The sequence below is a fragment of the Oceanobacillus sp. FSL K6-0251 genome, from assembly GCF_038004725.1.
In the GTDB taxonomy this organism is placed as follows: Bacteria; Bacillota; Bacilli; order Bacillales; family Amphibacillaceae; genus Oceanobacillus; species Oceanobacillus oncorhynchi.
The window spans coordinates 3,588,839-3,613,635 of record NZ_JBBORS010000001.1; the positions used below are offsets into that span (position 1 = coordinate 3,588,839).

General features: G+C 38.0%; 33 protein-coding genes and 1 other RNA gene. 6 read left to right on the top strand and 28 right to left on the bottom strand.

The window, feature by feature from the left end; genetic code table 11:
- Positions 1–95: 95 nt before the first annotated feature.
- The 22 genes from MKY45_RS17880 to MKY45_RS17985 all read right to left on the bottom strand — a co-directional run bounded on the left by MKY45_RS17880 (position 96) and on the right by MKY45_RS17985 (position 12,005).
- A complete protein-coding gene (locus tag MKY45_RS17880) occupies positions 96–437 on the bottom strand; it encodes a hypothetical protein (protein WP_341173191.1) in 342 nt (113 codons plus the stop codon).
- Between the two features lie 142 nt (positions 438–579).
- Positions 580–723 (bottom strand): hypothetical protein, encoded by a 144-nt coding sequence (locus MKY45_RS17885; protein ID WP_341173192.1) that lies wholly within the window; start codon positions 721–723, stop codon positions 580–582.
- On the bottom strand, positions 723–1,043 hold the full coding sequence (locus MKY45_RS17890) for a hypothetical protein (RefSeq protein ID WP_341173193.1): 321 nt from the start codon (positions 1,041–1,043) through the stop codon (positions 723–725). The genes MKY45_RS17885 and MKY45_RS17890 overlap by 1 nt, the downstream gene beginning before the upstream one ends.
- A gap of 79 nt (positions 1,044–1,122) precedes the next feature.
- Entirely contained in the window at positions 1,123–1,365 is a 243-nt protein-coding gene (locus MKY45_RS17895) for a hypothetical protein (RefSeq protein WP_341173194.1), read from the bottom strand.
- A complete protein-coding gene (locus MKY45_RS17900) occupies positions 1,362–1,598 on the bottom strand; it encodes a hypothetical protein (RefSeq protein WP_341173195.1) in 237 nt (78 codons plus the stop codon). Before MKY45_RS17900 ends, MKY45_RS17895 begins: the two co-directional genes overlap by 4 nt.
- Before the next feature lies 1 nt (position 1,599).
- Entirely contained in the window at positions 1,600–1,791 is a 192-nt protein-coding gene (locus MKY45_RS17905; protein WP_341173196.1) for a hypothetical protein, read from the bottom strand.
- 183 nt (positions 1,792–1,974) lie between these two features.
- Positions 1,975–2,184: a DUF3310 domain-containing protein gene (locus MKY45_RS17910; RefSeq protein WP_341173197.1), complete on the bottom strand. Its 210-nt coding sequence runs from the start codon at positions 2,182–2,184 to the stop codon at positions 1,975–1,977.
- A complete protein-coding gene (locus MKY45_RS17915) occupies positions 2,184–2,570 on the bottom strand; it encodes a hypothetical protein (protein WP_341173198.1) in 387 nt (128 codons plus the stop codon). The genes MKY45_RS17910 and MKY45_RS17915 overlap by 1 nt, the downstream gene beginning before the upstream one ends.
- Before the next feature lie 3 nt (positions 2,571–2,573).
- Entirely contained in the window at positions 2,574–2,885 is a 312-nt protein-coding gene (locus MKY45_RS17920) for a VRR-NUC domain-containing protein (RefSeq protein WP_341173199.1), read from the bottom strand.
- Between the two features lie 361 nt (positions 2,886–3,246).
- Complete coding sequence (locus MKY45_RS17925) at positions 3,247–5,547, bottom strand: phage/plasmid primase, P4 family (protein WP_341173200.1); 2,301 nt, start codon at positions 5,545–5,547, stop codon at positions 3,247–3,249.
- A 12-nt stretch (positions 5,548–5,559) separates the two neighbouring features.
- A complete protein-coding gene (locus tag MKY45_RS17930; RefSeq protein ID WP_341173201.1) occupies positions 5,560–6,087 on the bottom strand; it encodes a DUF669 domain-containing protein in 528 nt (175 codons plus the stop codon).
- Positions 6,088–6,120: 33 nt separating this feature from the next.
- Positions 6,121–7,473, bottom strand: a complete 1,353-nt coding sequence (locus tag MKY45_RS17935) for a DEAD/DEAH box helicase (RefSeq protein ID WP_341173202.1) — start codon at positions 7,471–7,473, stop codon at positions 6,121–6,123.
- Positions 7,460–8,149, bottom strand: coding sequence for an AAA family ATPase (locus MKY45_RS17940; protein ID WP_341173203.1), 690 nt, complete (start codon positions 8,147–8,149; stop codon positions 7,460–7,462). The genes MKY45_RS17935 and MKY45_RS17940 overlap by 14 nt, the downstream gene beginning before the upstream one ends.
- Positions 8,150–8,164: 15 nt before the next feature.
- Positions 8,165–8,398 (bottom strand): hypothetical protein, encoded by a 234-nt coding sequence (locus MKY45_RS17945; protein WP_341173204.1) that lies wholly within the window; start codon positions 8,396–8,398, stop codon positions 8,165–8,167.
- Between the two features lie 11 nt (positions 8,399–8,409).
- On the bottom strand, positions 8,410–8,889 hold the full coding sequence (locus MKY45_RS17950) for a siphovirus Gp157 family protein (RefSeq protein WP_341173205.1): 480 nt from the start codon (positions 8,887–8,889) through the stop codon (positions 8,410–8,412).
- Positions 8,890–9,126 (bottom strand): hypothetical protein, encoded by a 237-nt coding sequence (locus MKY45_RS17955; RefSeq protein WP_341173206.1) that lies wholly within the window; start codon positions 9,124–9,126, stop codon positions 8,890–8,892. It lies immediately after the preceding gene.
- Positions 9,127–9,336: 210 nt separating this feature from the next.
- Entirely contained in the window at positions 9,337–9,936 is a 600-nt protein-coding gene (locus MKY45_RS17960) for a hypothetical protein (protein ID WP_332094306.1), read from the bottom strand.
- Positions 9,937–9,940: 4 nt separating this feature from the next.
- Complete coding sequence (locus MKY45_RS17965; protein WP_341173207.1) at positions 9,941–10,090, bottom strand: hypothetical protein; 150 nt, start codon at positions 10,088–10,090, stop codon at positions 9,941–9,943.
- A gap of 239 nt (positions 10,091–10,329) precedes the next feature.
- Positions 10,330–10,581, bottom strand: coding sequence for a hypothetical protein (locus tag MKY45_RS17970; protein ID WP_341173208.1), 252 nt, complete (start codon positions 10,579–10,581; stop codon positions 10,330–10,332).
- Positions 10,571–10,780 (bottom strand): helix-turn-helix transcriptional regulator, encoded by a 210-nt coding sequence (locus tag MKY45_RS17975; protein WP_341173209.1) that lies wholly within the window; start codon positions 10,778–10,780, stop codon positions 10,571–10,573. Before MKY45_RS17975 ends, MKY45_RS17970 begins: the two co-directional genes overlap by 11 nt.
- Entirely contained in the window at positions 10,781–11,755 is a 975-nt protein-coding gene (locus MKY45_RS17980) for a BRO-N domain-containing protein (protein WP_445667628.1), read from the bottom strand. It abuts the gene before it with no gap.
- 1 nt (position 11,756) lies between these two features.
- A complete protein-coding gene (locus MKY45_RS17985) occupies positions 11,757–12,005 on the bottom strand; it encodes a helix-turn-helix domain-containing protein (protein ID WP_341173210.1) in 249 nt (82 codons plus the stop codon).
- Between the two features lie 179 nt (positions 12,006–12,184).
- On the opposite strand from MKY45_RS17985, the gene MKY45_RS17990 reads away from it, so the two are divergent.
- Together MKY45_RS17990 and MKY45_RS17995 are read left to right on the top strand one after the other, a co-directional pair.
- Positions 12,185–12,832 carry a LexA family protein gene (locus tag MKY45_RS17990; protein ID WP_341173211.1) on the top strand — a complete coding sequence of 216 codons (648 nt, stop codon included), beginning with the start codon at positions 12,185–12,187 and terminating at the stop codon, positions 12,830–12,832.
- 70 nt (positions 12,833–12,902) lie between these two features.
- Positions 12,903–13,991 (top strand): site-specific integrase, encoded by a 1,089-nt coding sequence (locus tag MKY45_RS17995; protein WP_341173212.1) that lies wholly within the window; start codon positions 12,903–12,905, stop codon positions 13,989–13,991.
- A gap of 65 nt (positions 13,992–14,056) precedes the next feature.
- On the opposite strand, the gene ssrA is transcribed toward MKY45_RS17995, so the two are convergent.
- From ssrA to secG, 5 genes are all read right to left on the bottom strand, one after another.
- Positions 14,057–14,420: a transfer-messenger RNA gene (ssrA, locus tag MKY45_RS18000) on the bottom strand.
- A gap of 152 nt (positions 14,421–14,572) precedes the next feature.
- A complete protein-coding gene (smpB, locus tag MKY45_RS18005; RefSeq protein WP_341173213.1) occupies positions 14,573–15,040 on the bottom strand; it encodes an SsrA-binding protein SmpB in 468 nt (155 codons plus the stop codon).
- 183 nt (positions 15,041–15,223) lie between these two features.
- Complete coding sequence (rnr, locus tag MKY45_RS18010) at positions 15,224–17,491, bottom strand: ribonuclease R (protein WP_341173214.1); 2,268 nt, start codon at positions 17,489–17,491, stop codon at positions 15,224–15,226.
- 41 nt (positions 17,492–17,532) lie between these two features.
- Positions 17,533–18,279 carry an alpha/beta hydrolase gene (locus MKY45_RS18015; RefSeq protein WP_193063393.1) on the bottom strand — a complete coding sequence of 249 codons (747 nt, stop codon included), beginning with the start codon at positions 18,277–18,279 and terminating at the stop codon, positions 17,533–17,535.
- A gap of 149 nt (positions 18,280–18,428) precedes the next feature.
- On the bottom strand, positions 18,429–18,665 hold the full coding sequence (secG, locus tag MKY45_RS18020) for a preprotein translocase subunit SecG (RefSeq protein ID WP_374705727.1): 237 nt from the start codon (positions 18,663–18,665) through the stop codon (positions 18,429–18,431).
- Positions 18,666–18,890: 225 nt separating this feature from the next.
- On the opposite strand from secG, the gene MKY45_RS18025 reads away from it, so the two are divergent.
- Both MKY45_RS18025 and ptsP read left to right on the top strand, forming a co-directional pair.
- Positions 18,891–19,799, top strand: a complete 909-nt coding sequence (locus tag MKY45_RS18025) for an alpha/beta hydrolase (RefSeq protein WP_341173215.1) — start codon at positions 18,891–18,893, stop codon at positions 19,797–19,799.
- Between the two features lie 123 nt (positions 19,800–19,922).
- Entirely contained in the window at positions 19,923–21,638 is a 1,716-nt protein-coding gene (gene ptsP, locus MKY45_RS18030) for a phosphoenolpyruvate--protein phosphotransferase (RefSeq protein ID WP_193063389.1), read from the top strand.
- A 53-nt stretch (positions 21,639–21,691) separates the two neighbouring features.
- On the opposite strand, the gene MKY45_RS18035 is transcribed toward ptsP, so the two are convergent.
- Positions 21,692–22,102, bottom strand: a complete 411-nt coding sequence (locus MKY45_RS18035) for a GNAT family N-acetyltransferase (protein ID WP_042530430.1) — start codon at positions 22,100–22,102, stop codon at positions 21,692–21,694.
- A gap of 161 nt (positions 22,103–22,263) precedes the next feature.
- Between MKY45_RS18035 and MKY45_RS18040 the strand changes: the two genes are divergently transcribed.
- Both MKY45_RS18040 and MKY45_RS18045 read left to right on the top strand, forming a co-directional pair.
- Positions 22,264–23,037, top strand: coding sequence for a class I SAM-dependent methyltransferase (locus tag MKY45_RS18040; protein WP_244882334.1), 774 nt, complete (start codon positions 22,264–22,266; stop codon positions 23,035–23,037).
- Between the two features lie 417 nt (positions 23,038–23,454).
- Positions 23,455–24,771, top strand: coding sequence for an aspartate aminotransferase family protein (locus MKY45_RS18045; protein WP_341173216.1), 1,317 nt, complete (start codon positions 23,455–23,457; stop codon positions 24,769–24,771).
- The last annotated feature ends 26 nt before the right edge of the window (positions 24,772–24,797 follow it).

Genomic DNA, 24,797 nt, shown 5'->3' on the forward strand with positions numbered 1-24,797 from the left:
AATCCCTTACTTTGCTGTGGTACGTTTTAACAACAATCAGTACATCATCATCGTGCGTTTTCTTGGTGGTTTCTTTGACATAAATCTTCTTCATATCAATCAACCTCCTTGTCTAAATCGAATATTATCAGCCTATCTCCACCGTCTCTCTTAGCATTTGCTGGAGACATATAAAAAGTGAATGTTCTTTTATTAATTCCTAGCTTTTGTATGATGTTCTCCCTAGTGTCGATGAATAAAAACTCTTCGCCTTTGTAAACTGCGTATTCTGGTGGTTTATCTACCTCAATCACATTGAATCCTTCATCATCACCGGAGACAGCTTTTCTTTTCCAGTAATAGAACCTGCTTTTTGTTATACCTAATTTATTAATAATTTGTGGTGCAGTTCCCTCTGCAATCAGATCCGTTCCGTCATATGCTTCGTAGCGTTTCATAACTTACCACCAACTTTGCTCTGGGGCTTGTACCACTTTTCTCTCAAGAGCCTTGTCAAAACACTTATCACATAAGCTACTGCTATTGTTCCGTACTTCGTTTACTTTGCAATCAATGCATTTTTTCATAAAAACCCCTCCCTTAATTAACTGGTGTCGGTATAGAATCGTCTCCAGTCACAGCCTCATATTCTGCCACAACATCCTCATCTGTCATCATTGCTACCATGTGTACCGGATAATCTGCGTTTAACAGCCATTCTCTTAGCTTTTTATAGATTTCCATTAGGATTCTCCTTCCAATGCTTGTTGCGCTTTTTCGCCATTATCGTTATAAGCTAATGGCATCTCATAACGATTATCTGTAATGAGTTTTCCTTCTTTCCATATTTGAGGGTTTGCATAAAACTCCAAAGCCTCTTTGTAGCGCTGGTTTTCTTCTGCCAGCCTCTGATACTTTTTGTCATAAAATTTCTGTGAGAAAGACCACTGTTTCTCCAACTCCTGCACCTTTTCAGCTTGTTGGATAAGCCAGTTTATATCGAACGTGCTTAGCGCATGCATTTGCAGTTGTTTATCTTTTATAATTTCCAACCGTTCATCCATCACGATTCACTCCTTAATTTGATTAATCCCTCGAACATTTATGAAATTAGATGTTTTATGCTAATCAACATTCATCGGATTACAGCTCATACATAAATCCAGTGTTACGATTATTCTTTGCAATCTCCCAAAAATCTCGTAAATTGTTAAATTTGTATTCCGCGCTTTCATACACTCCGTTCCCATTGGATGTATAAATACCTCCATTGGTATGCAAAGCCACCACATGAGCTATTTTCGATTCATTCCATTCCTTTAGTTGCTTCTTTGTTATCTTTTGGATATTTAAATTAATACCAATATTGTTTAATGGAGGATTCATTCTCCCTCACCCTCCATCCTCTCCAGTTGATTATTCAACTGCCAATAAGCATCAGTGATATTCTCTAAATCTATTTCTAGGTTGATTTTATCCAGTAGCAAATCTGCGTTCTCTTGCTTTAATTGTTCATTCTCTGCATGCACTTCTTTGACTTCGTTAGCCATATAAAACATTGCAATAACAGCACCAACCAATAAAACAGCCAATCCGGCATCTAATATCTTTTGTTTCATGCTATCCCTCCAATACTTTCCTGCGTTCTGAATCGAATATATACACTTCATCCCAAATGCCATAATTTTCTCTTTGTATATATAGCGCATCCGACAACACATCAGTCGTGTACACAACGTCATTTAATCCACCAGCCGGATAATATTCCGGGGTTATAAATATCCAGTATCTCTTAGTTAAATCATGCTTCAATTCAAACCCTCCATTTGGTTAGTTTGAGAAGTTTTAACATCTCTTTATATATTTAGTCTCAAATCTATTAATCTCTATCCCTACCAACCTCTAAACAAATCATAAAACGACTTTTGCCAATACTTTGATAACTTAGGGTTGAAATTGCTTTTTACACCTTTTCTTCGTTCGTTAATAACAAATTTAATTTTCATTATCAATCACCCGGTTCAAATACCAAGAAGCTTTCTTTAAATCCTCAATGCCATTTTTCTTTTCATGCCTGAAAATATATTTAACAACATTCCCAAGCATATATGCTTTCTTGCCTTCCATGCCTTCTGTTAACTGTTCAATCATTTCGATTACTTCTGTTTTTCCTTTGTAATGCTCTGGATGATTTATGTTATCCACTATTTCACCTCATTTATAATTTTTTCTAGATCTTTTCTAGACCTACAGCGATAACTGCGTTTATCTAAATTAATTTTTTCGTTTCGTATATCGCCAATCGCTTTATCCAAATGTTTTAATTGACCTTTCATATTTGAAAAAGATTGTATAACGTGTTTCAACAATTCATTTTCATCCTTCATTTTTCTACGTTCTTTCTGCAATGATTGAAGTTCTTTATAAACCTTGTAGCCTTCCCTGGCATTTAAATCCACAAGTTCAATAAGGTGTAGTAAATCAATTCTTTCTCTTTCCAATTCGCGGATACGATCTGCATTTGCATTGTATTGTTTCGGAATATCTCTAATTGCATCGCGTATTATTATCGTTGTTTGTTCAATTTCCATAAGCTAACCTCCAGTCACGATTTTTATTGCTTCTTCTGGTGATCTAGCCACTCCGCATATTACTGGATATTGCTGCATAGTATTTATAAAGTGTTTTTGGTCGTCTCTCAAACGTCCTTTTTCGTTCTTTACTTCAATAAAAATCATTTTCCCGTCCGATTTACGGAAACCGGATAAATCAGAATATCCTTTAGGTAGTCCTGTATCGAAAAATCTTCCGTCAGCTGTTTTTACTTTGCCGACGTTATTGCGAAAAATAACAGCGTATGGATTTAGTGCTAATCGAATTGCGTTTTGGATGTCGGATTCACGCATTGTTTTAAATCTCCTTTCATGGAACGGTCGCGGAACAGTTTATCAACCCTTCCAATCCCTTACGGCTCTAGTGATAAACCTTGTTTTTTCACCCTGTTTTGGAACAGTTTCACGAAAATCATAAAAGGTTCCCTAGTATTTATATTTTATTTTCTGTTTCTATTTCTTTATTTTTACCCTTCCAACCCTTCCAAAAAGAAAATATAATAATATAAAAGGTTGATATATCAATGTTTTTAAGGTGGAAGGGTTTTAAATCAACTGTTCCAATACCCTTCCTTAACCCTTCCGTTTTTGCTTCAACAGAATGAATGTTCCTAAATAAAAAGTCTGTATTTCTGAAAATTTAATTATTAAAGTTCTAATTCATATTTAATCTGAATGCTTGTTCGTTTGATGGATGCTTTAATTTAATGCCAACATAATGAACACCATTACTGGTTATTTTTTGAAATTTATTACTCATTTCTCTACCGAATTTTGTACTGCTCATTAAATATTGTTCGTTGTCTTTTGCCCACGATTTATATATACCGTATAGATCAGAAGCTTTCTCTCTCTCTCCAGATTTACGTAAGCAACATTCTTCAATAAATAACTCAACTGCATCCATCTCGGTTCGGTATGTCTGGCGCTGGTCTTTAATAATCTGTGGTTCATTTAACCCGATCCGTTTCCATTCCTGGTATCCCTCAACAGCCCAATTTAAAATTCCTTTCATTTCACGTTTTAATTTATTCTTTAACTGCCTGTCCACTTGTTTTTCCGGTATCTGCACCGTAAATGGGATAACTGCTAATCTGCGCCATATACCATCGTCTGTACCTCTAATAATCGGCTTATGGTTTGTAGCCATCCAGATTTTAAACTGTGGAAAATAATCAAACTCATCACCGTATAAGAAACGTGCTGTAACCTTGTCTCCACCAGTCATCTGCTTTACTAAACCTTCATCAAATCGCATGCCATCGTTAGGCTCTGTAGTAGTGACTAATCTCGCTCCATCCAGCCGGGCGACGTCGCTATTCGCTGACCCCTGTTGTGGTTTAACCATTAATGTTTGCGGCTGAATATTCGTTGTGTAACTTCCCATGATTTCAGTGATAATATCTAAAAACACTGATTTACCGTTACGTCCATTACCATGCAGAATAAACATCATTTGTTCTTCTGTTGATCCAGATAAGGAATATCCTACAGCTCGCTGCATATAATCAATTAAAGGCTTGTTTCCATCGAATATCTGATAAAGAAAGTCTATCCATTGTGGGCAATCAATTTTATCCGTATATTCGATGGAAGATATTTTTGTAAAAAACTTACTTTTATCATGTTCGTGTAACTGACCTGTGATTAAATCCAGGTAGCCGTTTTGTACGTTTAATAAATGTTTGTCCTTATCAAACTCATCTGGTTGGATAGGAAGTAAATGCTGGCTTTCTTTCAGCATGTTTGTCTTTCCGTTGCTCCCTCTGGAATATTTGATGTGTTTTCTGAGGTTTTTTTGTGCTTCCTCCTCATTCACATCATCAGAAACAAAAACCGGTTCTTGCTTCATTTTCACCAGAATTTCGTCAACAAGTGATTTGACTTTACCTTCTTGATCCAGTGACCACGTTTTGCCATTATAGAAATACCAATTCTTGCGAACGTAACTGTAACGAACTGCATCATTGAAATTATCAGTAAATCGTTCCGCATTCCCTGTATCATCGTAGGAATAATATTTTTTCTTGACTTCTTTCGTGCTGTCTTCAAGTACATATAAATTAAAATCGTCGTTGTTCTGCTGTGGATTAAATACATTAGAACACTCCTGGATAGCTTTGTTTAATGTTATTTCTCCATACGTAGATCCACTCTGTTTCCTCTCCCACTTCTCGCGGTAGAGGGAAGATTGACGGAAAATAGTATCCATTTTTTCATAATCGCAAGCTGTCCAAAACGCTAAATCATTACAAAATGCCATATCGGCCTCGGACTGGCTATCATAAAATTGGTCCCAGCCACCATTTAAAAACAATTTAAATCGCATGCCATTTTTACTGTTTTCTGCAATTCTGATAATCTCTAATTCTGATAAATTATTACCTTGATTATTTAATGCAGCAGGCGCCTTTATAGGCTCGTTACTGGCAATATATTTATTGTGGAGGTAATTAATTTTTCCATAATCGGTGTCATCCACAATGTGATTGTATCCACCAATGGCATTGCCGGTTACTGTAAAGAAACGACCCGAACTGTAAAATTCTTTGTTCCCTTTCCTGCTTCCATTAGGCGGCAGTTCGCCTTTTAAAATAATGTGGATACCATTCCCGCTAGGTGATATTTCTGCATAACTGCCAAGCATATCTACAAATTCAGAGACGATATTATCTCCATTACCAGATTGATAGCTTTTTATATCCTCTTGGATATTATCAATATCAATACCGATATATGGTTCTTTAAAATAAAACCCAATTCCATCACAATTAAATTTATTGATGGAATCCAGGGCGGTTTGAAAACTCGCCCATGTAGATTCATCATTACTTTTTCCTAAATTACCGGTATTCGCATCTATAGGAATTTTCGTTGTCTTACCGTTTCTCTGCTGCAGTTTGTAACCGCACCAGTGGTGTAGTTCTTTTAATTCGTGCGGTATTTTCTGAAACATGCAGTTCACTCCTTAAAATGGTAAATCGTCATTTTGAACAGTTATTGGTTCGCCGTTATTTTTAAACGGATCGTTATTTGATTGATTATTACTGTCATTGCTTTGTTTCCACTGATGATTAACTTGCGGAAATGCTGTCGGTTTCCATTGCTTCACGTTAAGATTTTCATAGGTTTTACCGTTATACTCCGACGTTTCATTTTCAACGTAAACTTGCAGCGGTTTCCCCCGATAATCTTCCAGCAACTCTTCAAACGTATTGTAAGTTTTTCCGGACTGTAAATTAGCAGCTTTACCGATTGTATTAAACATCATCATGTTATAAGTTCCGGTTGCTTTCGCTTTAAATACACGCTCCCAAATTTTTTGATTTTTATGCGGTTGATCCAGATCATTTCTGATAGTCATTTGAAAATTAGTAAATTCTGCGCCACCTTTTGTTGCGTCTTCTGCTGCATGGTCAATAACAACCTCGTAAACGCCGTCCTCGATTTTTGAAAATCCTTCAAATGTGTTGTTAAAATCTAAATTAAATCCCATTATTTAATCATCCTTTTCTTTTTTTTATTTTTTTTAATTAACTAAACCTCTCGCCTTTGCTTGAAACCAGGCCCAACCATTTTTATATCCCATGTTTCTGGCGTACGCTTGTAATTCTGCCAAACTCTTACATTCTTCTGGAGAACGAAAATCCAGTACAATCTTTTCAGCTTCTTCCTTTTTCTTGCGCTTAATTTCCTTTAGCTCAATCTCCTTGATATTTTCTAATTCTTGCTTTACCAACTCAACTTCATGACCACAATGCGGGCACGAATTGCTGCCAGTTTCAAATACTCCAAAACAGTTTAAACATTGTTTTATTTTTAATGTTCCATCCTCTTGGAATCGTTTAGGTTTTTCATATTTATCACCTAAACTCCACTCTCGCTCATCATCTGGCAGACCATGGCGCTCATAATTATTTACATGGTCCAGAATGATGGCTGTTTTACCCTCACGAAATCTCAATGCTCTACATGCCTGTTGAATGTATAAAGCTGTGGAATCAGTTGGCCTTAATAAGATGCAGCAGTCTACATCCGGCATATCAAATCCGACAGAGATTAAATCAACGTTACATAAAACAGTTATTTCCCCTTTTCGAAAGTCTTTGATAATCTGTTTTCGTTCTTTCTTTGGTGTGTCTCCATCGAAATGAATTGCATTAATACCCTGTTCTTGAAATTCTTTGGCCATCATTTCGCTATGATTGATCGTGGAACAGTAACAAATCGTCTGTTTTCCGTCCGCATAATTTTTATAGTGCTTAATCACATCACCAAACACTGCTTTTGTGGATAATATTTCTTCTGCTTGTCCTTTATCAAAGTCCCCTCTCTTCTTTTTCAGAGCAGAGAGGTCAGCCACCGATGGAGCGTAATATTTATAGGGCGCTAGATGGTTTTTCTTGATTAAACTGCCAATACTTTCACCTTCGACTAAATCGTCGTATATGTCTCCTAATGGCTTGCCATCTAACCTTGTAGGCGTTGCAGTTAGTCCGGCTAACTTAGCATCTGGAAAAGCATCTATTATCTTTCTCCATGTCTTGGCCGCTGAAAAGTGACATTCATCAAATATAATAAAATCTGGTTTAGGGTATTTTGATAGATTCCTAGAAACGGTACCAACCATTGCGATATGAATTGTTTTTCTTTCAATATTGAATTTGTCGAATGTGTCTACAGTTTGTTGCAACAATTCAGTCCTATGGACCAAAAACCATACTGTATTCCCCTTTTCTTGCGATTGTTGAGCCATGTAAGCGAATAAAACTGTTTTACCACCGCCACAACCTAGAACAACACAAGGTGCTCTACTGCCGTTTAAATACGACTTCCTAACATCATTAATTAATTCTTGCTGATAATCTCTAAGTTGGATCATTAACATCACCCAATATTAATTCACTTTGCAAGCACCCTTTGCGATCATCAATCTGATTTTTTGCGTATGTGCTGTTTGATGAACTTAAAACAAAACCTCTTTCACCGTCAGAGTTAATGGCTAACTTTGCAACCACATCACACAACCCAAGAACATTGTTCAAAATTTTATGGTTAATCTGTGGGAAGCTTCTGTTCCATTGTTGTCCTGAACTATCCGTGAATAAATCTGAACTTTCCCATGCAGTCCACACTAGATTGGAACCTAAATTTTTCATGTATCTTAAACTGTTCACGATACGGAACTGCATATATTGATAATCGCCCTGTGACGGGACGCCTTTATTTTTCCCTTTATTACCTAAGTCTGATAACAGGCTACGCTCTAATTCACTGATATTATCAACCACAATGTTGTCATATTTACCTTTATAATTTTCTTCAAGGTCAACAATCAATTCTCCCCAAAACTTCCAAGTATCTGTATTGTCTACATAGGCAATATCAATGTTTTTTTCGCCTTTTAATACCCTGGTTGTCCTATCCACATCAAGCACCAACGTTTTACCCGGAAGGTACTTAATAGCTGTGGTTTTCCCCATTCCCGGTGGTGCATAAATCAGATAAGTTCCTTTATCCGTTTGAATATTAGCAGCATTTGTTATTTGTAAACTCATATAATCACCTCCTATTTAATCAGTAAATGCTTGCCCTGACTTATTCACCTCACCTTTTTTATAGGTTTTAACCTCCCCAGATAATGCTTCACAAAGTTTGTCAAATTCTTCTGATTCCATTGATTCATAATCGTTTTCTAATCTGACGTGTACTTTATGATTCTTATAATTATCTTCTGATTCTTCCCAATGGTTCATGCCCGTTCCGGCATAATGACCTCCTAAGTTACTTCGTGATCCTCTCACCACTTATCCAACCCCTATCTAATCCGCAAGCTTCTGCCTTGTTTTAATTCAGCCCCGTTAATTTTATTTCCGTTTTTCAAATCTGATAGTAATAATTTCTTGTCAATCTTCGGTTTCTGTTCAACTTGATATATTTCAGGAATGCCTTCTTCGTCTAAAATATTGACTGACGGAGGATTGTTCTGCATTGAAAAACTAAATAACCCTGCTTTCACTTTGTCTTTACCGGTCAATGTAAGCTGTTCTTCCACATACATTTTCAAACGTTTTTTATTCGTTTCAAGCGCCTTTCGTTTATCGGCGAGTCTAGTCTCTTCATTTTTCAGCATTTCTATTTCGCCATCTAGATTGCGGATAACTTTACCGATATTTTCGAGTTTGTCCTCGATTGCTAGATTTATAGAATCGAGTGTGTCTTGGAGACCTTCGCCACCTTCATCGATAAGCGACTGCACTTGTTTAAAATCCTGGGTTAAATCGTAGAGGCTACTCATTCACAACAACCCCTTTTTAATAAGAGTGAAAAATTCGTAGCTGTTATATCTGAAATAGAGTCGGTCATATTCAGAATCGAAACTATTTACACAAAGAACTTTACCTTTGACTAATTCATGAAATTTTTCACCGTTTAGATGAATTTCCTTCCCTGGTGGTGAATATAATGAAATAAATCCATTGTCGTACGCTTTTTCCACTTCATTCGAAAGTTCAATCGCTTCATCCAAATTCATTTGCACAATCCTCCCAAACGCCTTATAATAGGCGTATAAATTTATTTTTTAATTTTATTTATAGTCCTTGGCAGAGGACTATTTTTTTCTTTCATCCATTCAATGGGGTCCCAATATTCGCCTGGCTTGTCCTTTAGGCGTTTTCCAGGTGTGGGATACCCGGTGCGTAAGGTTCTTGTGATATCTGGGTGGTCCATAATAACAGCCCCTTTACTTATCTAATCTCTGTTCTACAAAGCAGGATACTTTGAATCTGCTTTTAATTTCATCTATCTCCATGAAAATACAATTTAACGATGGGGTTCTTTCTAATCCTTGTTCTGTCCTGTTTCCTCTTGTTACGAAATAGGGATAATGGGTTTCATTTTTCAATATGTCGCCTTCTCTAATTTCCCATACTTCCCTACCATGATTATTCCACCATCTACACTCTATTTCTTTCTGGATTTCTTCTGGTGTGGCGTGTCGTAATGAATGTGGATAATTGATGGTAGAGTTAACAATAATCCGTTCGTTATTACCTAACGCACCTTCAACCTTTTTAATTTCTTCTACTTGACCGATGTCGCCAGAATGGATGTTAATTACCCAATCCCCTAACTTAAATTCCGTAATAATCTCATAGCTGTTTGGTGTATACAAAAGACGGCACAATTCATCGGTTGATAATTTATTGAGAAATAGATTTTCATCAAATTCCCAATGAGATTTTACGTGACATTCAACAATGTTACTTTTTTCAAAATCCATTTTATTCTTCTTGCGCTCAATTACATCTGCCTGTTCTTGAGTAAGTTGTATCTTCTCCATCTAATTACCACCCTTCCTTCTCAATCTGCTCATCCATCAGCTTTTTATAAAGCATTAACCTTTCGTGTCGATATGGATTACGACGTTTACTTGGGTGGATGGCTCCAAAGGCAGCAACCTTTTTAGTGTAGTAAGCAATACGTTTATCTAACATCCAATCACTCCTATTTCATTGAAATTATTACTATCTCAGACATAATTATTACGGCAATAGCGAACCACAAAATCACTAATGAAGGTTTAGTTTTACTAACGGTGTGCAATATGCCGATTGCTAGCCACGATAATATAATCAAAAAACTTGTAATTATTTTAATCACCTCCTAATTAATCATCATCAAAAACAAAAATCCTAATGACCCAGCAAACAATACGTTTAAATAAAAATCTGTCTTATCCATGGTAATAATTCCTTACATACTCTATTGCTTGTGTTGTAACGTCCTCTTCAATTTTCTTCCGATTAAGCATTTCAAGATTTTCATACGCTAATCTCATTTCGGTTAAAACAACTTCTTTTGTTTCAAACTCTGCATTTGCTGCTATTGCTTTAGCTTTTTCAATTGCTACTAAAAATTGTCCTAGTGCTGTTTCCACAAGAGGTAGATCTTCGTTACGATAGTGAGATTTTAAATTATTGTGCATGGTTAGCCTCCTCCCAAAAAAGATCGTTTAATGTGCAATTGAATATTTTTGCCAGCATTATCATTTCTCTTTGAGTGAATTCAGATATGCCATTCTCTTTCCTGTAATAAGTTTGCTTGGAAATCCTTAGTTTTTTAGCTAAGTCAGATTGCTTTAATTTATGCTCCCTTCTTGCTACATAAAGTTGCATGTTAGGCATTCATCTCACCTCATACGCTTGCAAATTTTTAATAAATTGTATGGAAACATCTACATCTTTACGCTTTATATGGTTATTAGGCGCATTTCCTTTCATCCCTAGATACTTTTTTACCGCAACAAGGATTTTTCTTTTCATTTTTCCAATATCATACGTTCGTTGCTCTTTAGCCTTTTTGCTAGCTTTTGCTTGCTCATAAATATCCCCTGCAAGAACGGTGTCTATTGTCATTTGAACCCCTGCATCATCAACAAACTTTTCTGATTTAACCTTTATTGCGTAATTGATGGCGTATATATCTTGTGGCGTGACATATTCACCTTCTATTTTCTTGTCAATACTATTTAGTTTTTCAGCTGTTTGTTCATGGTATTGATTGTTTGCTGTGTTAATTTTTGCAACCTGTTCAGCGAGAAAATGGATGATTTCCGGATTGTTTTGAATTTCTTGTGCCAAAGTGTTTGTCATATACAAACCTTGTTTTCTGATTTGCGGGAGAACTTCTGATGTTACCCAGCGTTTGAATCGTTTTGCAGATTTTAGTTTGCTTCCGAATATTAATGAGTAGAGACCTGATTCATTAATAATGGTTTTATTAGAAAAGTCATTCCCACTCCATAGGCTTTGGGTCATTTTGACGGAAGCCTTATATGACAAGGTTTGTTTGTCTTCTTTGTCTACATGCTTCCTTATTGCTTGGTCCAAATCCACATATCCCAAAACTTCTGCAACGTCTTTGCCAAGAAAATATGGTTCATCTTCAATCACTAACGTTCTTACATTGTTTTCTTCAAAATTGAATACCTTTAAATCTGTCATACTATCATTCCTTTCTTTTGGTATAATGTTCCTATCTGATTCGATGTCGATAGGCATTAATCTATTGACGCCATCTTTCTTTGAATAAACTATCATTTTTTTATGAGAATCTCCTCCCTCTCGAGCTGATCTGGTGAGGTTTTTTGTTTTTTTCACTTCAATTCACCTCTTCAAATCCCTTGTTCGCATCACATGCGACAAAAGAATTAAAAAAAATTGCCATCGATTCTTCTTTTGATAATTGTAGGATTTCTACAATCCTGTTTGCTTCTTTAATGGTTAAAGTTTCACCTTGATTTCTTAATTTTCTATATAACGAACTTCTATCTATCCCAACTAATTTTGCCAATGTTGTAATACTCATCCCTTTTTCTACAACTTTCCCTCTTAGCTTACTAACATTCATGCTTTAACACCTCCTTCATTATGTCGCGTGTAGTGCGATTAACCAAATAATAAACCAAATATTCTTAAATGTCAACATAATAATCGCATTTTACGAAAAAAATATCTATTATTATTTTATATATGTTGCATATATGCGATTTTTGTGTTATTATATAATTAGAAAGTGAGGTGATAATAATGAAAATAGGAGATCGTATTAAAAGCAGAAGGAAACAACTTAAATTATCTGTAGATGAATTGGCTAAAAAGTTGGGTAAAAACAGAGCAACTATATATAGGTATGAAAGTAGTGAAATTGAAAATATGCCTATAGACATTATAAAACCATTAGCGGCAGCATTGAGGGTGACACCAGCATTTTTAATGGGATGGGAAGATAACGAGAACGAAATAATCAAAGAACCAGCCGAACCTTACAATTACTATCCCACAGCTATAAGTGCAGGATTACCATTACATGTAGACGGTATAACGGAAAATACTGTAGAAGAAATATCTTTACCGGATTCAGCGCTTGGTAAATGGGCTGGTTGTGATGACTTGTTTATTACAAAAGTTAATGGAGATTCGATGAATAAAATTATCCCCGATAAATCTTTAATAGCTGTTAAACCAGTAGAACTACATCAGTTAAAAGATGGAGATATTGTTGTATATAGTGACGGAGGAGATTATTCAGTTAAACGATTTTATCAAGATGAAGACAATATTATATTTAGACCAGATTCGCACGATATGTCATTTTATGATTATGTTACATCAATAAATAATGACGATTTAGTCATACATGGCAAAGTTGTTGTTTATATTGTGGAATTAGATTAAATTACTGACGTCAATAATTTAACACAGGCAGGCTAGCTACCTGCCTATTTATGTAAAAGGAGGACTAAGAGTGGCAGTTTATAAAGACAAAAAAAGAAACACTTATTATTATAGCGTTTATGTAGATTTACCAAATGGAGAAAAGAAACGTTTTATGAAGAGAGGATTTAAATCAAAAAAAGAAGCAAAGGATGCTGAAATTGATTTCCTTTACAATTTCGATGTGGAGGACGAGGAAAACTTATCCTTTGGGAAAATAGCTGATATGTATCTTGATTGGTATAGAAAGAGAAGAAAAGAATCTTCTTACATGAAAATAGAGAGCGTAGTACGAATCCATTTAAAACCACGATTTGAACACAAGAAAATTAAAGATATATCCAAAAGAGACGTCATTCGATTCCATGATCATTTGCTTGACAACTTGGGTGTTGCAAGTGCTAAAAAAGTGCATACCGTTTTATCAGCTACATTAAACTATGCTATTAGGCTGGAATATTTAAAAGTAAATGTAGCACGAGAAGTTGGAAATATTGAAATGAAAGAGCCGAAAAGATTAGATTTTTGGACAATAGATGAATTTAAACAATTCATACAAGAGGCTGATGAGCTACTGTTTCGTACGTTGTTTATGGTTTTGTTTTATGGCGGTTTAAGAAAAGGAGAGGCATTGGCATTGACCTGGAAAGATATTGATTTTGATAACAACACAATCGATATTAATAAAACTGTTTATCACAATCGTGTTACATCTCCCAAAAATGAATCATCTAATCGTAAAATAAAAATGCCTCAACACACCATGAAATTATTAGGCGAGTTGAAGCTTCAAAATAAAAACAAAATTGATTATGTTGTTTTTGGTGAATATTTTAACCATGTATCCCACACTACTATTGATAGGCGATTCGAAGAGTATATAAAGCAATCAAAAGTAAAACGTATTAGAATACACGATTTAAGGCATTCTCACGCATCGTATTTAATCAATCTAGGTAATGACATCCAAATTATTAGCAAACGCTTAGGGCATGCTAACACGTCAACAACGTATGACATTTATAGCCACCTTTACCCGAATGCTGAAGATGAAGCAATCGAAAAAATGGAGAACGACTTTAAACCAGCAAGCGTGGTGAACATAAGTGACTACAAATAACTTACAGTATCACAAATCGTATCACGATTTTGTAACCTCAATAACACCAACGCTTACAGGTCTTTTTATGGAGACGGAGGGAGTCGAACCCTCGTCCAGAGATATCGCCACTCAAGTATCTACACGCTTAGTTGGTATATTATCATTCGCTCACATGTCGGCCTGCCAACAGGCTTCCATGGAGCTAGTCTGATTCAGTTCTTCTGCCCATCCTCAGACGGTGGATAGCAGTATAGCCCGCTTCATTTGAGACCCTTCAATCTGCCACACGGGCGATGGCAGGAAGGATCGTTTTAGGCTACTTACGCAGCTGCTAAAACAGGTTGATTGTTTTCTTTGCCAGTTATATTTAGGCGTAACGTTTTACGAGCCGTAACCTCGACGTGCAACTTGAGCTCAATCTATCCCTGTCGAATCCGTAACGTCCCCGTATCATAAAAAACACAGGGAATAATTAAGCAAACTTAAATTATTCAACTGTACCCTGCTATCCTGATAGCAGCTGTTTTCTTCACAGCATACCACGAATAGGGTACCTTTCATTATAACAAACCATACCTAATTGTCAAGTATGCTCCGGATTACCGCATATGATCTTTAATGGCCCTGTCCACATCCCGTTTCATTTGTTTACGTTTCAGGTCTTCACGCTTGTCGTATTTCTTTTTCCCTCTTCCAAGACCAATTAATACTTTTGCATAGCCATTTTTAATATAAATCTTTAATGGAACTAATGCATAGCCCTGCTGCAGGGTTAAGCCGATTAATTTATCAATTTCCTTCCGATGAAGCAGCAGCTTTCTTGAACGGGTCGGGTCGTGATTATACCGGTTCCCCTGCTCATATTCGGCAATATGCAGGTTCACTAATTGCACTTCCCCTTTTCTGTCGATTCGCGCATGGGCGTCCTTAATATTTACTCTGCCATTCCGAATAGACTTGATTTCTGTCCCCTGCAGGACAATGCCTGCCTCGTAGGTTTCTTCAATAAAATAATCGTGGGAAGCTTTTTTATTTTGTGCAATGGTTTTTCCATTTCCTTTTGGCATTTGAAATCATCCTCTTCCATCGAACTTTGAAAAGTTCTTATTCACTCAAAAAGAAATTCATTTCTCCATGAATGAATCCTCATTATAGTTTACCAAAAAATACGCCTTATCTCAAAGCTTTCACATAATTAAAACGTTTCTATCGCTGTGCGAAAAAAACGATAAAATCTCCTGAAAGAGATTCTATCGTTTCGGTTTATTCTTTTTCTTGTTTTTGGGTTTTGCTTTGCCTTTGCCCTTTGGCTTGCTTTTGGATTTTTCGTTGTTCTTTCCAGGAGATTGGATAACTCTTCCTGCGGGCTTCTGCTTTCTTTCCTTCCGGCGCGGAGAACCTAAGGATGTCAATTCGAAGTCGACCGTGTATTCTTCTAAGTTTACATCAGCCACTTTAATATCGACCTCATCGCCGACGCGGAATACTTTGGCCGTCCGCTCGCCGATCATCGCCTGACTGCGTTCATCATAATGATAATAATCATCTGTCAAATAGCTGACATGAACCAGTCCTTCTACCGTATTTTCCAGTTCCACAAACATGCCAAAATTCGTTACCGAGCTGATAATACCAGTAAATTCTTCGCCGATTTTATCTTTCATAAATTCTGCTTTCTTCATATTATCGGTATCACGCTCTGCATCGACTGCCCGGCGTTCCATTTCAGAAGTATGACGGGCGATTTCCGGCATTCTGTCCTTCCAGTGCATCATCGTTTTCTTATCGATTTTCTTCTCAATCAAATAAGTGCGGATTAACCGGTGCACAATCAAATCTGGGTAACGACGGATTGGCGACGTGAAATGGGTATAAAAATCCGTTGCCAGGCCAAAGTGACCCACACTTTGCGGAGAATATTTTGCCTGCTGCATCGAACGCAGCATTAATTTAGATACAATCATTTCCTCAGGGTCATCTTTAATTGATTCTAATACCTTTTGCAGCTGCTGCGGATGAACCTCGTTAGCCGTTCCTTTGACAGAAATGCCCAGACCAGCTAAGAATTCATAGAATTTCTCCAGCTTCCCTTCATCCGGCTCCTCATGGATACGGTGGATAAATGGGACATCCATCCAATGGAAATGCTCTGCAATTGTTTCATTCGCTGCCAGCATAAATTCTTCAATTAATTTTTCTCCGACAGAGCGCTCACGAATAACCACATCGGTTGGATGGCCTTTTTCATCGACAAGCACCTTTGCTTCTTTAAAATCAAAGTCAATGGCGCCGCGTCCAAAGCGTTTCCCGCGTAAAATAGCTGCCAGCTCTTCCATATTCTCAAACATTGGAACAAGCGGCTCATATTTTTGGCGCAGCTCTTCGTCCTTGTCGACTAAAATCTTGTTCACATCCGAATAAGTCATTCGTTCATTTGAATTAATCACACTTTGGAAAATTTCATGGTTAACGACTTGTCCGCTCGTATTGATTTCCATCTGACAGCCAAGTGTCAGTCTGTCCACCTGGGGATTAAGCGAGCATATCCCATTTGATAAGCGGTGAGGAATCATCGGAATCACACGGTCAACTAAATAAACACTTGTTCCCCGCTCAAAGGCTTCCTTATCCAGTGGCGTACCTTCTTCCACATAATGACTGACATCAGCAATATAGACTCCAAGCTGGTAATTTCCATTCTCAAGACGTTTGACGCTTACCGCATCATCTAAGTCCTTGGCATCTGCGCCGTCAATCGTAACGACGACCTCATCACGCAGATCCTTTCTCCCTTGGATATCATCTGGGTCAATTTCTTCAGGAACTTTATTTGCCTGCTCGATAACTTCTTCTGGAAAATCAATCGGGATTCCATGCTTATAAATAATGGAGAGAATATCAATTCCCGGATCATTTTTATGACCAAGAATCTGGATAATTTCTCCTTCTGCACTTTTTCTTCCCTCCGGATATTTGGTAATGCGGGCGAGTACTTTATGACCGTCAATCGCTCCATGGGTATGTCCTTTAGAAATAAAAATATCATTTGGAATCCGCTTGTCATCCGCGATAACAAATCCAAAGGAACGATTATCTTCAAATGTACCGACTACGGTGACGACTGCACGTTCCAGAATACGAATAACCTTTCCTTCTGGGCGCGTGTCCTCCGTATCCTTTTTTTCCAGGGGGACGAGCACTTTATCCTTATTCATGGCAGAGCCCATATCATTTGCATGGATATACACATCTGTTTGGTCTTCATCTTCCGGAATCAGAAAAGCAAAGCCCTTGGCATGCATTTGGAGAGTTCCTTTGACCAAATTCATTTTATCCGGCAGTCCAAATCGATTTTTTCTGGTACGGACAAGGTCTCCCTCTAATTCCAGTTCATTTAAAGCGACAACCAGCTCCTTAAACGCCTCTGCGTTTTCTAAAGCCAGCGCCTCTTCTAATTCTTGGACAGACAAGGGTTTCGTGCTGTTCTCTTTAATATAATCTAAAATGCGTTCTTTCATAACGTTCACCTTCTTTCTGTTTATCTTTCCATCTTTCTACTTTATACTTCCCAATCCAGGCTCTCTAAAAACGCATAAATATCTTCGTGAAGCTGATCTTTTTCTTTATCCATTGTAATCACGTGGCCTGAATTAGCATACCATTTGATTTCTTTTTGTGTGGATTCGACATTGTCATAAATATAATTCGCACTGTCTGTATTAATCATTTGATCTTTTTCAGCCTGTACGACTAAGGTAGGTGTGTAAATCATATCAATATTTGATTTTACTTCCTTCACTGTGTCCCTGACACCGATAAAGAGGTTCTTGGAATTATCCATAATCGTATCAACTTCTTCTTTTATAACCGCTTCGTCCTTTTGTTCCAGCTGTTTAAACTCTTTAGAGAATTCCCGGAATCCTTTGGTCAGTTCTTCCTCATTATCAAAAAACATTGGAGCACACATGGATACCATACCTTTAATTTTCTCCGAATAGGCAAGTTTTAAACCTAATACGCCTCCAAGAGACAGACCGGCAACTGCAATTTCCTGATATCCAAGTTCCTTCAGATGGTTAAAAGCAGCTTTCACATCTGCCCACCATTGATCCGGATTACTTTTGATCAATTCCTCCGGCGGCAGTCCATGTCCGCGATAAATCGGCGCATGGCTTGTGTAGCCTTTCTTTTCTAGAAAACGCCCAAGCATGCGGACATCTGCAGAGTGTCCGGTAAATCCATGCAGTAATAATACAGCACGTTCTCCTGCTTCAAATGTAAACGGCTGTGGTAACTTTATTTTCACAATCATCCATTCCTTTCATCTTCTTGAAAAATAAAACTGTCCGTTAAATTGTGGGAAATCATTTTTCCCAATTCATTTCTAGTATACCCTGTATTATGAAAAGCGAAAATAAAAAAACCTTACCACACTACTGTGATAAGGAATATCATTTATTGTAATACGTACGCTGCCAAGAAAGCTAATAAAAAGAACAGCACCGCTGTAACAATTGTCATACGATGAAGCACCAAATCAATTCCGCGTGCTTTCTGTTTTCCAAATAACTGCTCTGCACCGCCGGAAATCGCTCCTGAAAGACCAGCGCTTTTTCCAGACTGCAATAAGACAAGTGCAATCATCACGATAACGTCAATTACTAATATCACATTAACCACAGTTAACAACATGTTTTCATACTCCTCCTATGTTCCGACAATCCCTATCTTATACTTTATCATACTTTGAATTTGTTGTGCAAGATTGATTTGTGAAATACTTCTTTACTATACACCCCTCGTGATTCATCCCTTATTTGAATTTGTCCAACAACCCGTCTTCAACGTATAATGAATGTAGCAGTCCCGCGTAAATAAAAAAGCATCGTGATTAATGATACCAAGGGGGAAGAAAACATGGAGATGAAAACAGATTGGCTGACAGTGTCTGACGGAACCCGCATCTATATCAAACAATGGCTTCCGGAAAGAAGACCTGTTGGCATCCTGCAGATTGCCCACGGCATGGTGGAACATATTGAACGCTATCATGATTTCGCTTCCTGCTGCACTTCTTTAGGTTACATCGTGATCGGCAATGACCATCGCGGACATGGGAAAACAGGTGATTTAGGAATACAAGGCTACTTTACAGAGAAAAATGGTTTTCAGCGCGTCGTGACAGATTTGTATGAAATCATGCAATATGGAAAAAAAGCTTTTCCTCATCTTCCCTATTACTTCTTGGGGCATAGCATGGGTTCTTTTTTAATGCGGAATTTCATTCAGCATTATAGTAATGAAATGGATGGATTAATATTAACCGGTACAGGACATTATTCCAGACTTCTTGCCACCGCAGGAAAAACAGCAGCATCCCTCCTGCCGTCAAGGAAACCTTCTCCTCTCATGAATCAGCTCGTTTTAGGGAACAGTATGAAACAGGATAAGCATTACAAACACGAATGGCTTACAAGAGAAAAAGCATATGCAGACGCTTATGAAGCAGACTCCTATACCGGCTTTATTCCGACAGCCCGTTTCTTCTATGATTTATTGGAAGGTATCTATCAGACCAGAAAGCAAAGTCTCAATCAAAACATACGTAAAAATCTTCCGCTTCTCCTTATCAGCGGTGACGAGGATCCTATTGGTCAATATGGAAAGGGAGTATGGAAAACAGCTTCTCTCTTTCAAAAAAATGGCCTGGAGAATATTGTCGTTCAGGTTTACGAGGGTGGAAAGCATGAATTATTAAATGATACCTGCCGGGAGGAAGTATATGCGTTTATCGGAGATTGGCTGAAGAATGCTGGTAAAAAATAACGGATTATATTGATTTTAACAATTGAAGAAAACCCTTTAAACTTGCACGTCAGCCCACGCTAATTTAGTATAGATATGTTATAATTAATAAGATAGTTTTATTAAAGAAAGGATGCTCTCATAATGAAAAAATTGAATGGAATTGCTGCATCTAGTGGAATTGCCATTGCGAAAGTATACGAACTGAAAGACCCGGATTTAAATTTTGAAAAAACGTCTATTGATAATCCAGGACAAGAGATTGAGCGTCTTGAAAGCGCATTAGAAGTTTCTAGACAGGAACTGGAAAAAATCAAAGCACATACATTAAAAGAACTCGGGGAAGAGCATGCAGAAATTTTCTCTGCGCATTTGCTTGTATTAGGAGACCCAGAGCTGATTAATCCGATTAAAGATAAAATCAACGATGATAAAGTAAACGCAGAAGCTGCCTTGGACGAAGTTGCTACGATGTTTATCGACATGTTTAAAGCCATGGATAACGAATATATGCGCGAACGTGCAGCAGATATCCATGATGTAACCAAACGTGTCATGTCTCACCTGCTTCAGGTTACCTTCCCGGACCCTGCTTTAATTGATGAGCAAGTGATTGTTATCGCAAGAGATTTAACACCATCTGACACCGCTCAGTTAAACCGTGAATTTGTAAAAGGGTTTGCAACCGATATCGGCGGCAGAACTTCTCACTCTGCTATCATGGCCCGCTCCTTAGAAATTCCTGCTGTGGTAGGTACAAAAGAAATTACCGGCGCTGTGAAAAAGGACGACCAGATTATTGTCGATGGCATTGAAGGTACAGTTATCATCAATCCGACAGAAGAAGAGATTAAAGTATATGAAGCGAAACAAGCTGCATTTGCTAAGCAGCAGGAAGAATGGGCAAAATTAAAGGATGAGCCTACTTTCTCTGCAGACGGTGAACAAGTTGAGCTTGCTGCAAACATCGGTACACCGAATGATGTAGAAGGTGTTCTTAATAATGGCGGCGAGGGCGTCGGACTTTATCGTACCGAATTCCTTTATATGGGTAACTCTGAATTGCCTTCCGAAGATGTTCAATTTGAAGCTTATAAAGCTGTATTAGAAAAAATGGGAGACAAGCCTGTCGTTGTAAGAACACTTGATGTCGGCGGCGATAAGGAAATCAGCTACTTAGATATGCCGCATGAAATGAACCCGTTCTTAGGATTCCGTGCAATTCGTTTCTGTCTGGAAAATGAACATGTCTTCCGCCCGCAATTACGTGCATTACTGCGTGCGAGTGCTTACGGCAACCTGAAAATCATGTTCCCGATGATTGCTACATTGGAAGAATTCCGTCAGGCAAAAGCGTTATTGCTAGAAGAAACAGACAATCTTAAAAAAGATGGCGTTAAAGTTTCCGACAACATTGAAGTAGGAATCATGGTAGAAATTCCATCTACTGCAGTGATTGCAAAACAATTTGCGAAGGAAGTCGATTTCTTCAGTATCGGAACAAATGACTTAATCCAATATACGATGGCTGCTGACCGTATGAATGAACAGGTTTCTTATCTGTATCAGCCATATCACCCAGCTATCCTTAATCTGGTAAACAATGTCATCGAAGCTGCTCACGCAGAAGGCAAATGGGCAGGCATGTGCGGTGAAATGGCAGGAGATTCTACTGCTATTCCATTGCTTCTTGCTCTTGGACTGGATGAATTCAGCATGAGCGCAACTTCTATCTTACCGGCAAGAACTCAGATTCTTAGCTTGAACAAAAAAGAGCTTGCAGCACTTAAAGATGAATTCCTTTCCTTAAGCACTGCAGAAGAAGTGGTTGCATTAGCGGAGAAGACGATTAATAAATAAGTATACTGAAAAACCCTGATTATTGTTTGCACAACAATAATCAGGGTTTTTTATTAATACATCCGCGCCATTCCCGCAGAATTCGGGGCCGTATGACGAAAGCCGAACTGTTCATATAATTTATCAGCGGGAATATCTGCAATCAAGCTGACATAAGAGCCTTTGTAGGTATGGTTATCTAAATAAGCCATAATCTCCTGCATAATGACCTTTCCAAGCCCTTGTCCCTGATAGCTTGGTTTGACCACGATATCTACTACGTGAAAAACAATTCCCCCATCTCCCACTACTCTGCCCATCCCAATCAACGTATCACCGTCATAGATGGATACAGCAAATAACGTATTAGGAAGCCCAATTTCAATCGCTGCTTTTTCTTTATTGCTTAATCCAGCCTCGACACGAAGCTCATTAAATGCTTCGACTGCTGGTGTTTGATGACTGATCTGATAACGTTCATTCATTGATTCCCATCCTTTTCATCCTATTTATTTCTTCTATTTTACCATCTAAGTCTATTTCCTATCATATTTTCTTATCTCCTTTGATTAAAAAACACGATTATCCACAGATAACAAAGAAGACTATAATGAATGATAACAACACCATTCAAGGAGGGAATGCTTTGGATTTTCACAGTAAAGATAATATGTACAGCTATACTGGCCGGGACGCGGATGCAGCGTGGAAAGAAAAAATCAGAGAACTCATTGATATTTCATCCATTCACCATGCTGCGGACATAGGCTGCGGAGGCGGAATTTATTCAAGAGCTTTAGCTGCTATCGGGATACCATCTATCCTAGCCATCGATTCTTCCAAGCCAATATTAGAAGGTGCGAAGAAAGACTGCAGCAGGTACCCGAATATTTCTTTTCAGCTTGGGCTGGCAGACAAAACCGGCCTGGAATCGGAAAGTGTTGATTTGATACTAAGCAGAGCATTGGTCCATCATCTTAAAAATCTTGATTCCGTATTTGCAGAAGCATACAGGGTATTAAACAGCAATGGCTATTATCTTATTCAAGACCGGACATTGGACGATTGTTTACTGGAAGGGAGTAAAGAGCACATCCGCGGATACTTTTTTGAAGCTTTTCCGAAATTAAGAGAATTTGAAAAGAAACGGAGATACTCCAGTGATGATATAAAAATAAGTCTTCAACAGGCTGGTTTTAAAGAGATAACAGCGCATCGCCTCTGGGAGATTAGAAAAACATATCCAAACAAACGAGCACTTCTCGCTGATATTCAATCCAGAACGGGACGAAGTATTTTACATGAATTATCAGATGAGGAGCTGCAGTATTTAAGCGATTATATCGATTATTCGATTGGGGATGATATGGAAGAAGTTGTTGAAAAAGACAGATGGACATTGATTAAAGCAGTGAAATAACTATACTGAATCGTTGAATCTCTATTACTCAAATGCCCGATATAATATCCCCTTTATTCTCTTTCAAAAAACCATTAAATACGTATTGTATATTTATACAATACGTATTATAATTAACCGAAGCTATTTTTCATCTAACCTTAAAAATAACTATAAACAGCTTAGATAAATTATATTTTATGTCTTTTATAATAATGTATATTTATCATACATCTTATGCAATAATTGTTTTATCACGGAGAACCGCCCGTAAAACTCCCGCCTCAAAATAAAGAGCGAAAATAAATTTATTTAGGCGGGAGATAACGGGCGCTAACTCCCTGAATCACTTAACTAATCATTCAGCGGGAGAAGGGCGAAAACTCCCACTGAATGAAGTTTCGTTTTATCGCAATGTAATGAAATGGAGGATTTAAAATGGAAAGAAACCAAAAAGATTGGGAGCATTTAGTTGATTCGATTGGAAACTTCCTTGCTCCGAGTATGGCAAAAGACCATCCTAACTTGCCTGTTGTAAAGGCAGAGGGCTGTTATTACTATGGGACAGACGGCAAAAAATACTTAGATTTCACTTCAGGGATCGCTGTTGAAAATGTTGGACACCGTCACCCCAAAGTCGTGCAGGCTATCAAAGACAGCGCGGATCATTTGATTCATGGACCATCCGGCGTGATTATCTATGAATCTATTTTAAAATTGGCAGAAGAGCTTCAGGAAATACTTCCGCCCAAGCTGGATAATTTCTTTTTTGGAAATAGCGGAACAGAAGCAATTGAGGGAGCCCTAAAACTCGCAAAGCATGTATCTAATCGTCCTTATGTAATTTCTTTCACAGGCGGATTCCACGGACGGACCATCGGCTCACTCAGTGTTTCTACCTCTAAAAGTAAATATAGAAAACACCTTCAGCCTTCCTGGTTAACTTACCAGCTTCCATACGCACATTCGGAAGACTGTCCGGCCGGGGAAGATCCGGAGGTATTTTTTGCAGAAAAGCTTGAAAAAGAAGCAGCGAATTTATTCCGTCATCAGGTTGACCCGGAAGAAGTTGCCTGTATGATTGTAGAGCCTGTGTTAGGTGAAGGCGGCTATGTTATCCCGCCTAAATCATGGCTGAAGAAAATGCGGGAGATTTGTGACCGGCATGGGATTTTATTAATTTTTGATGAAGTACAGACCGGGTTTGGCAGGACAGGAAACTGGTTTGCAGCCCAAACCTTTGACGTGACACCAGATATCATGGCTGTTGCAAAAGGAATTGCAGCAGGGATGCCGCTTGGCGTAACAATTGCTTCCAAGGAATTAATGGACCAATGGCCAATGGGGTCCCACGCAACGACTTTCGGCGGAAATCCTATCGCCTGCGCAGCAGCACGGGCATCCATTGAAGTCATCAAGGAAGAAAAACTTCTTGAAAATGCACGTACTGTCGGGGATTACGCCCTTAACCAGCTGATACAGTTAAAAGATAAATTTTCGATTATTCATGATGTTCGCGGTGTTGGATTAATGATTGGAATTGCGCTAAAAGATGCAGAAACCGGTGAACCTGACGGAGAAGCCGTGATGAATGTATTAAACAGCTGTCTAGAGAAAGGTGTTCTCTTCTATTTATGCGGAAATGCCGGGGAAATTATCCGGATGATTCCTCCATTAACGGTAACAAAAGCACAAGTAGATGAAGGAATAAAAGTACTTGAAGAGGCATTGACTGCTGTTCAAAACGAAAAATAAGCTCACGTTTTTATAAGGAGGTAGAC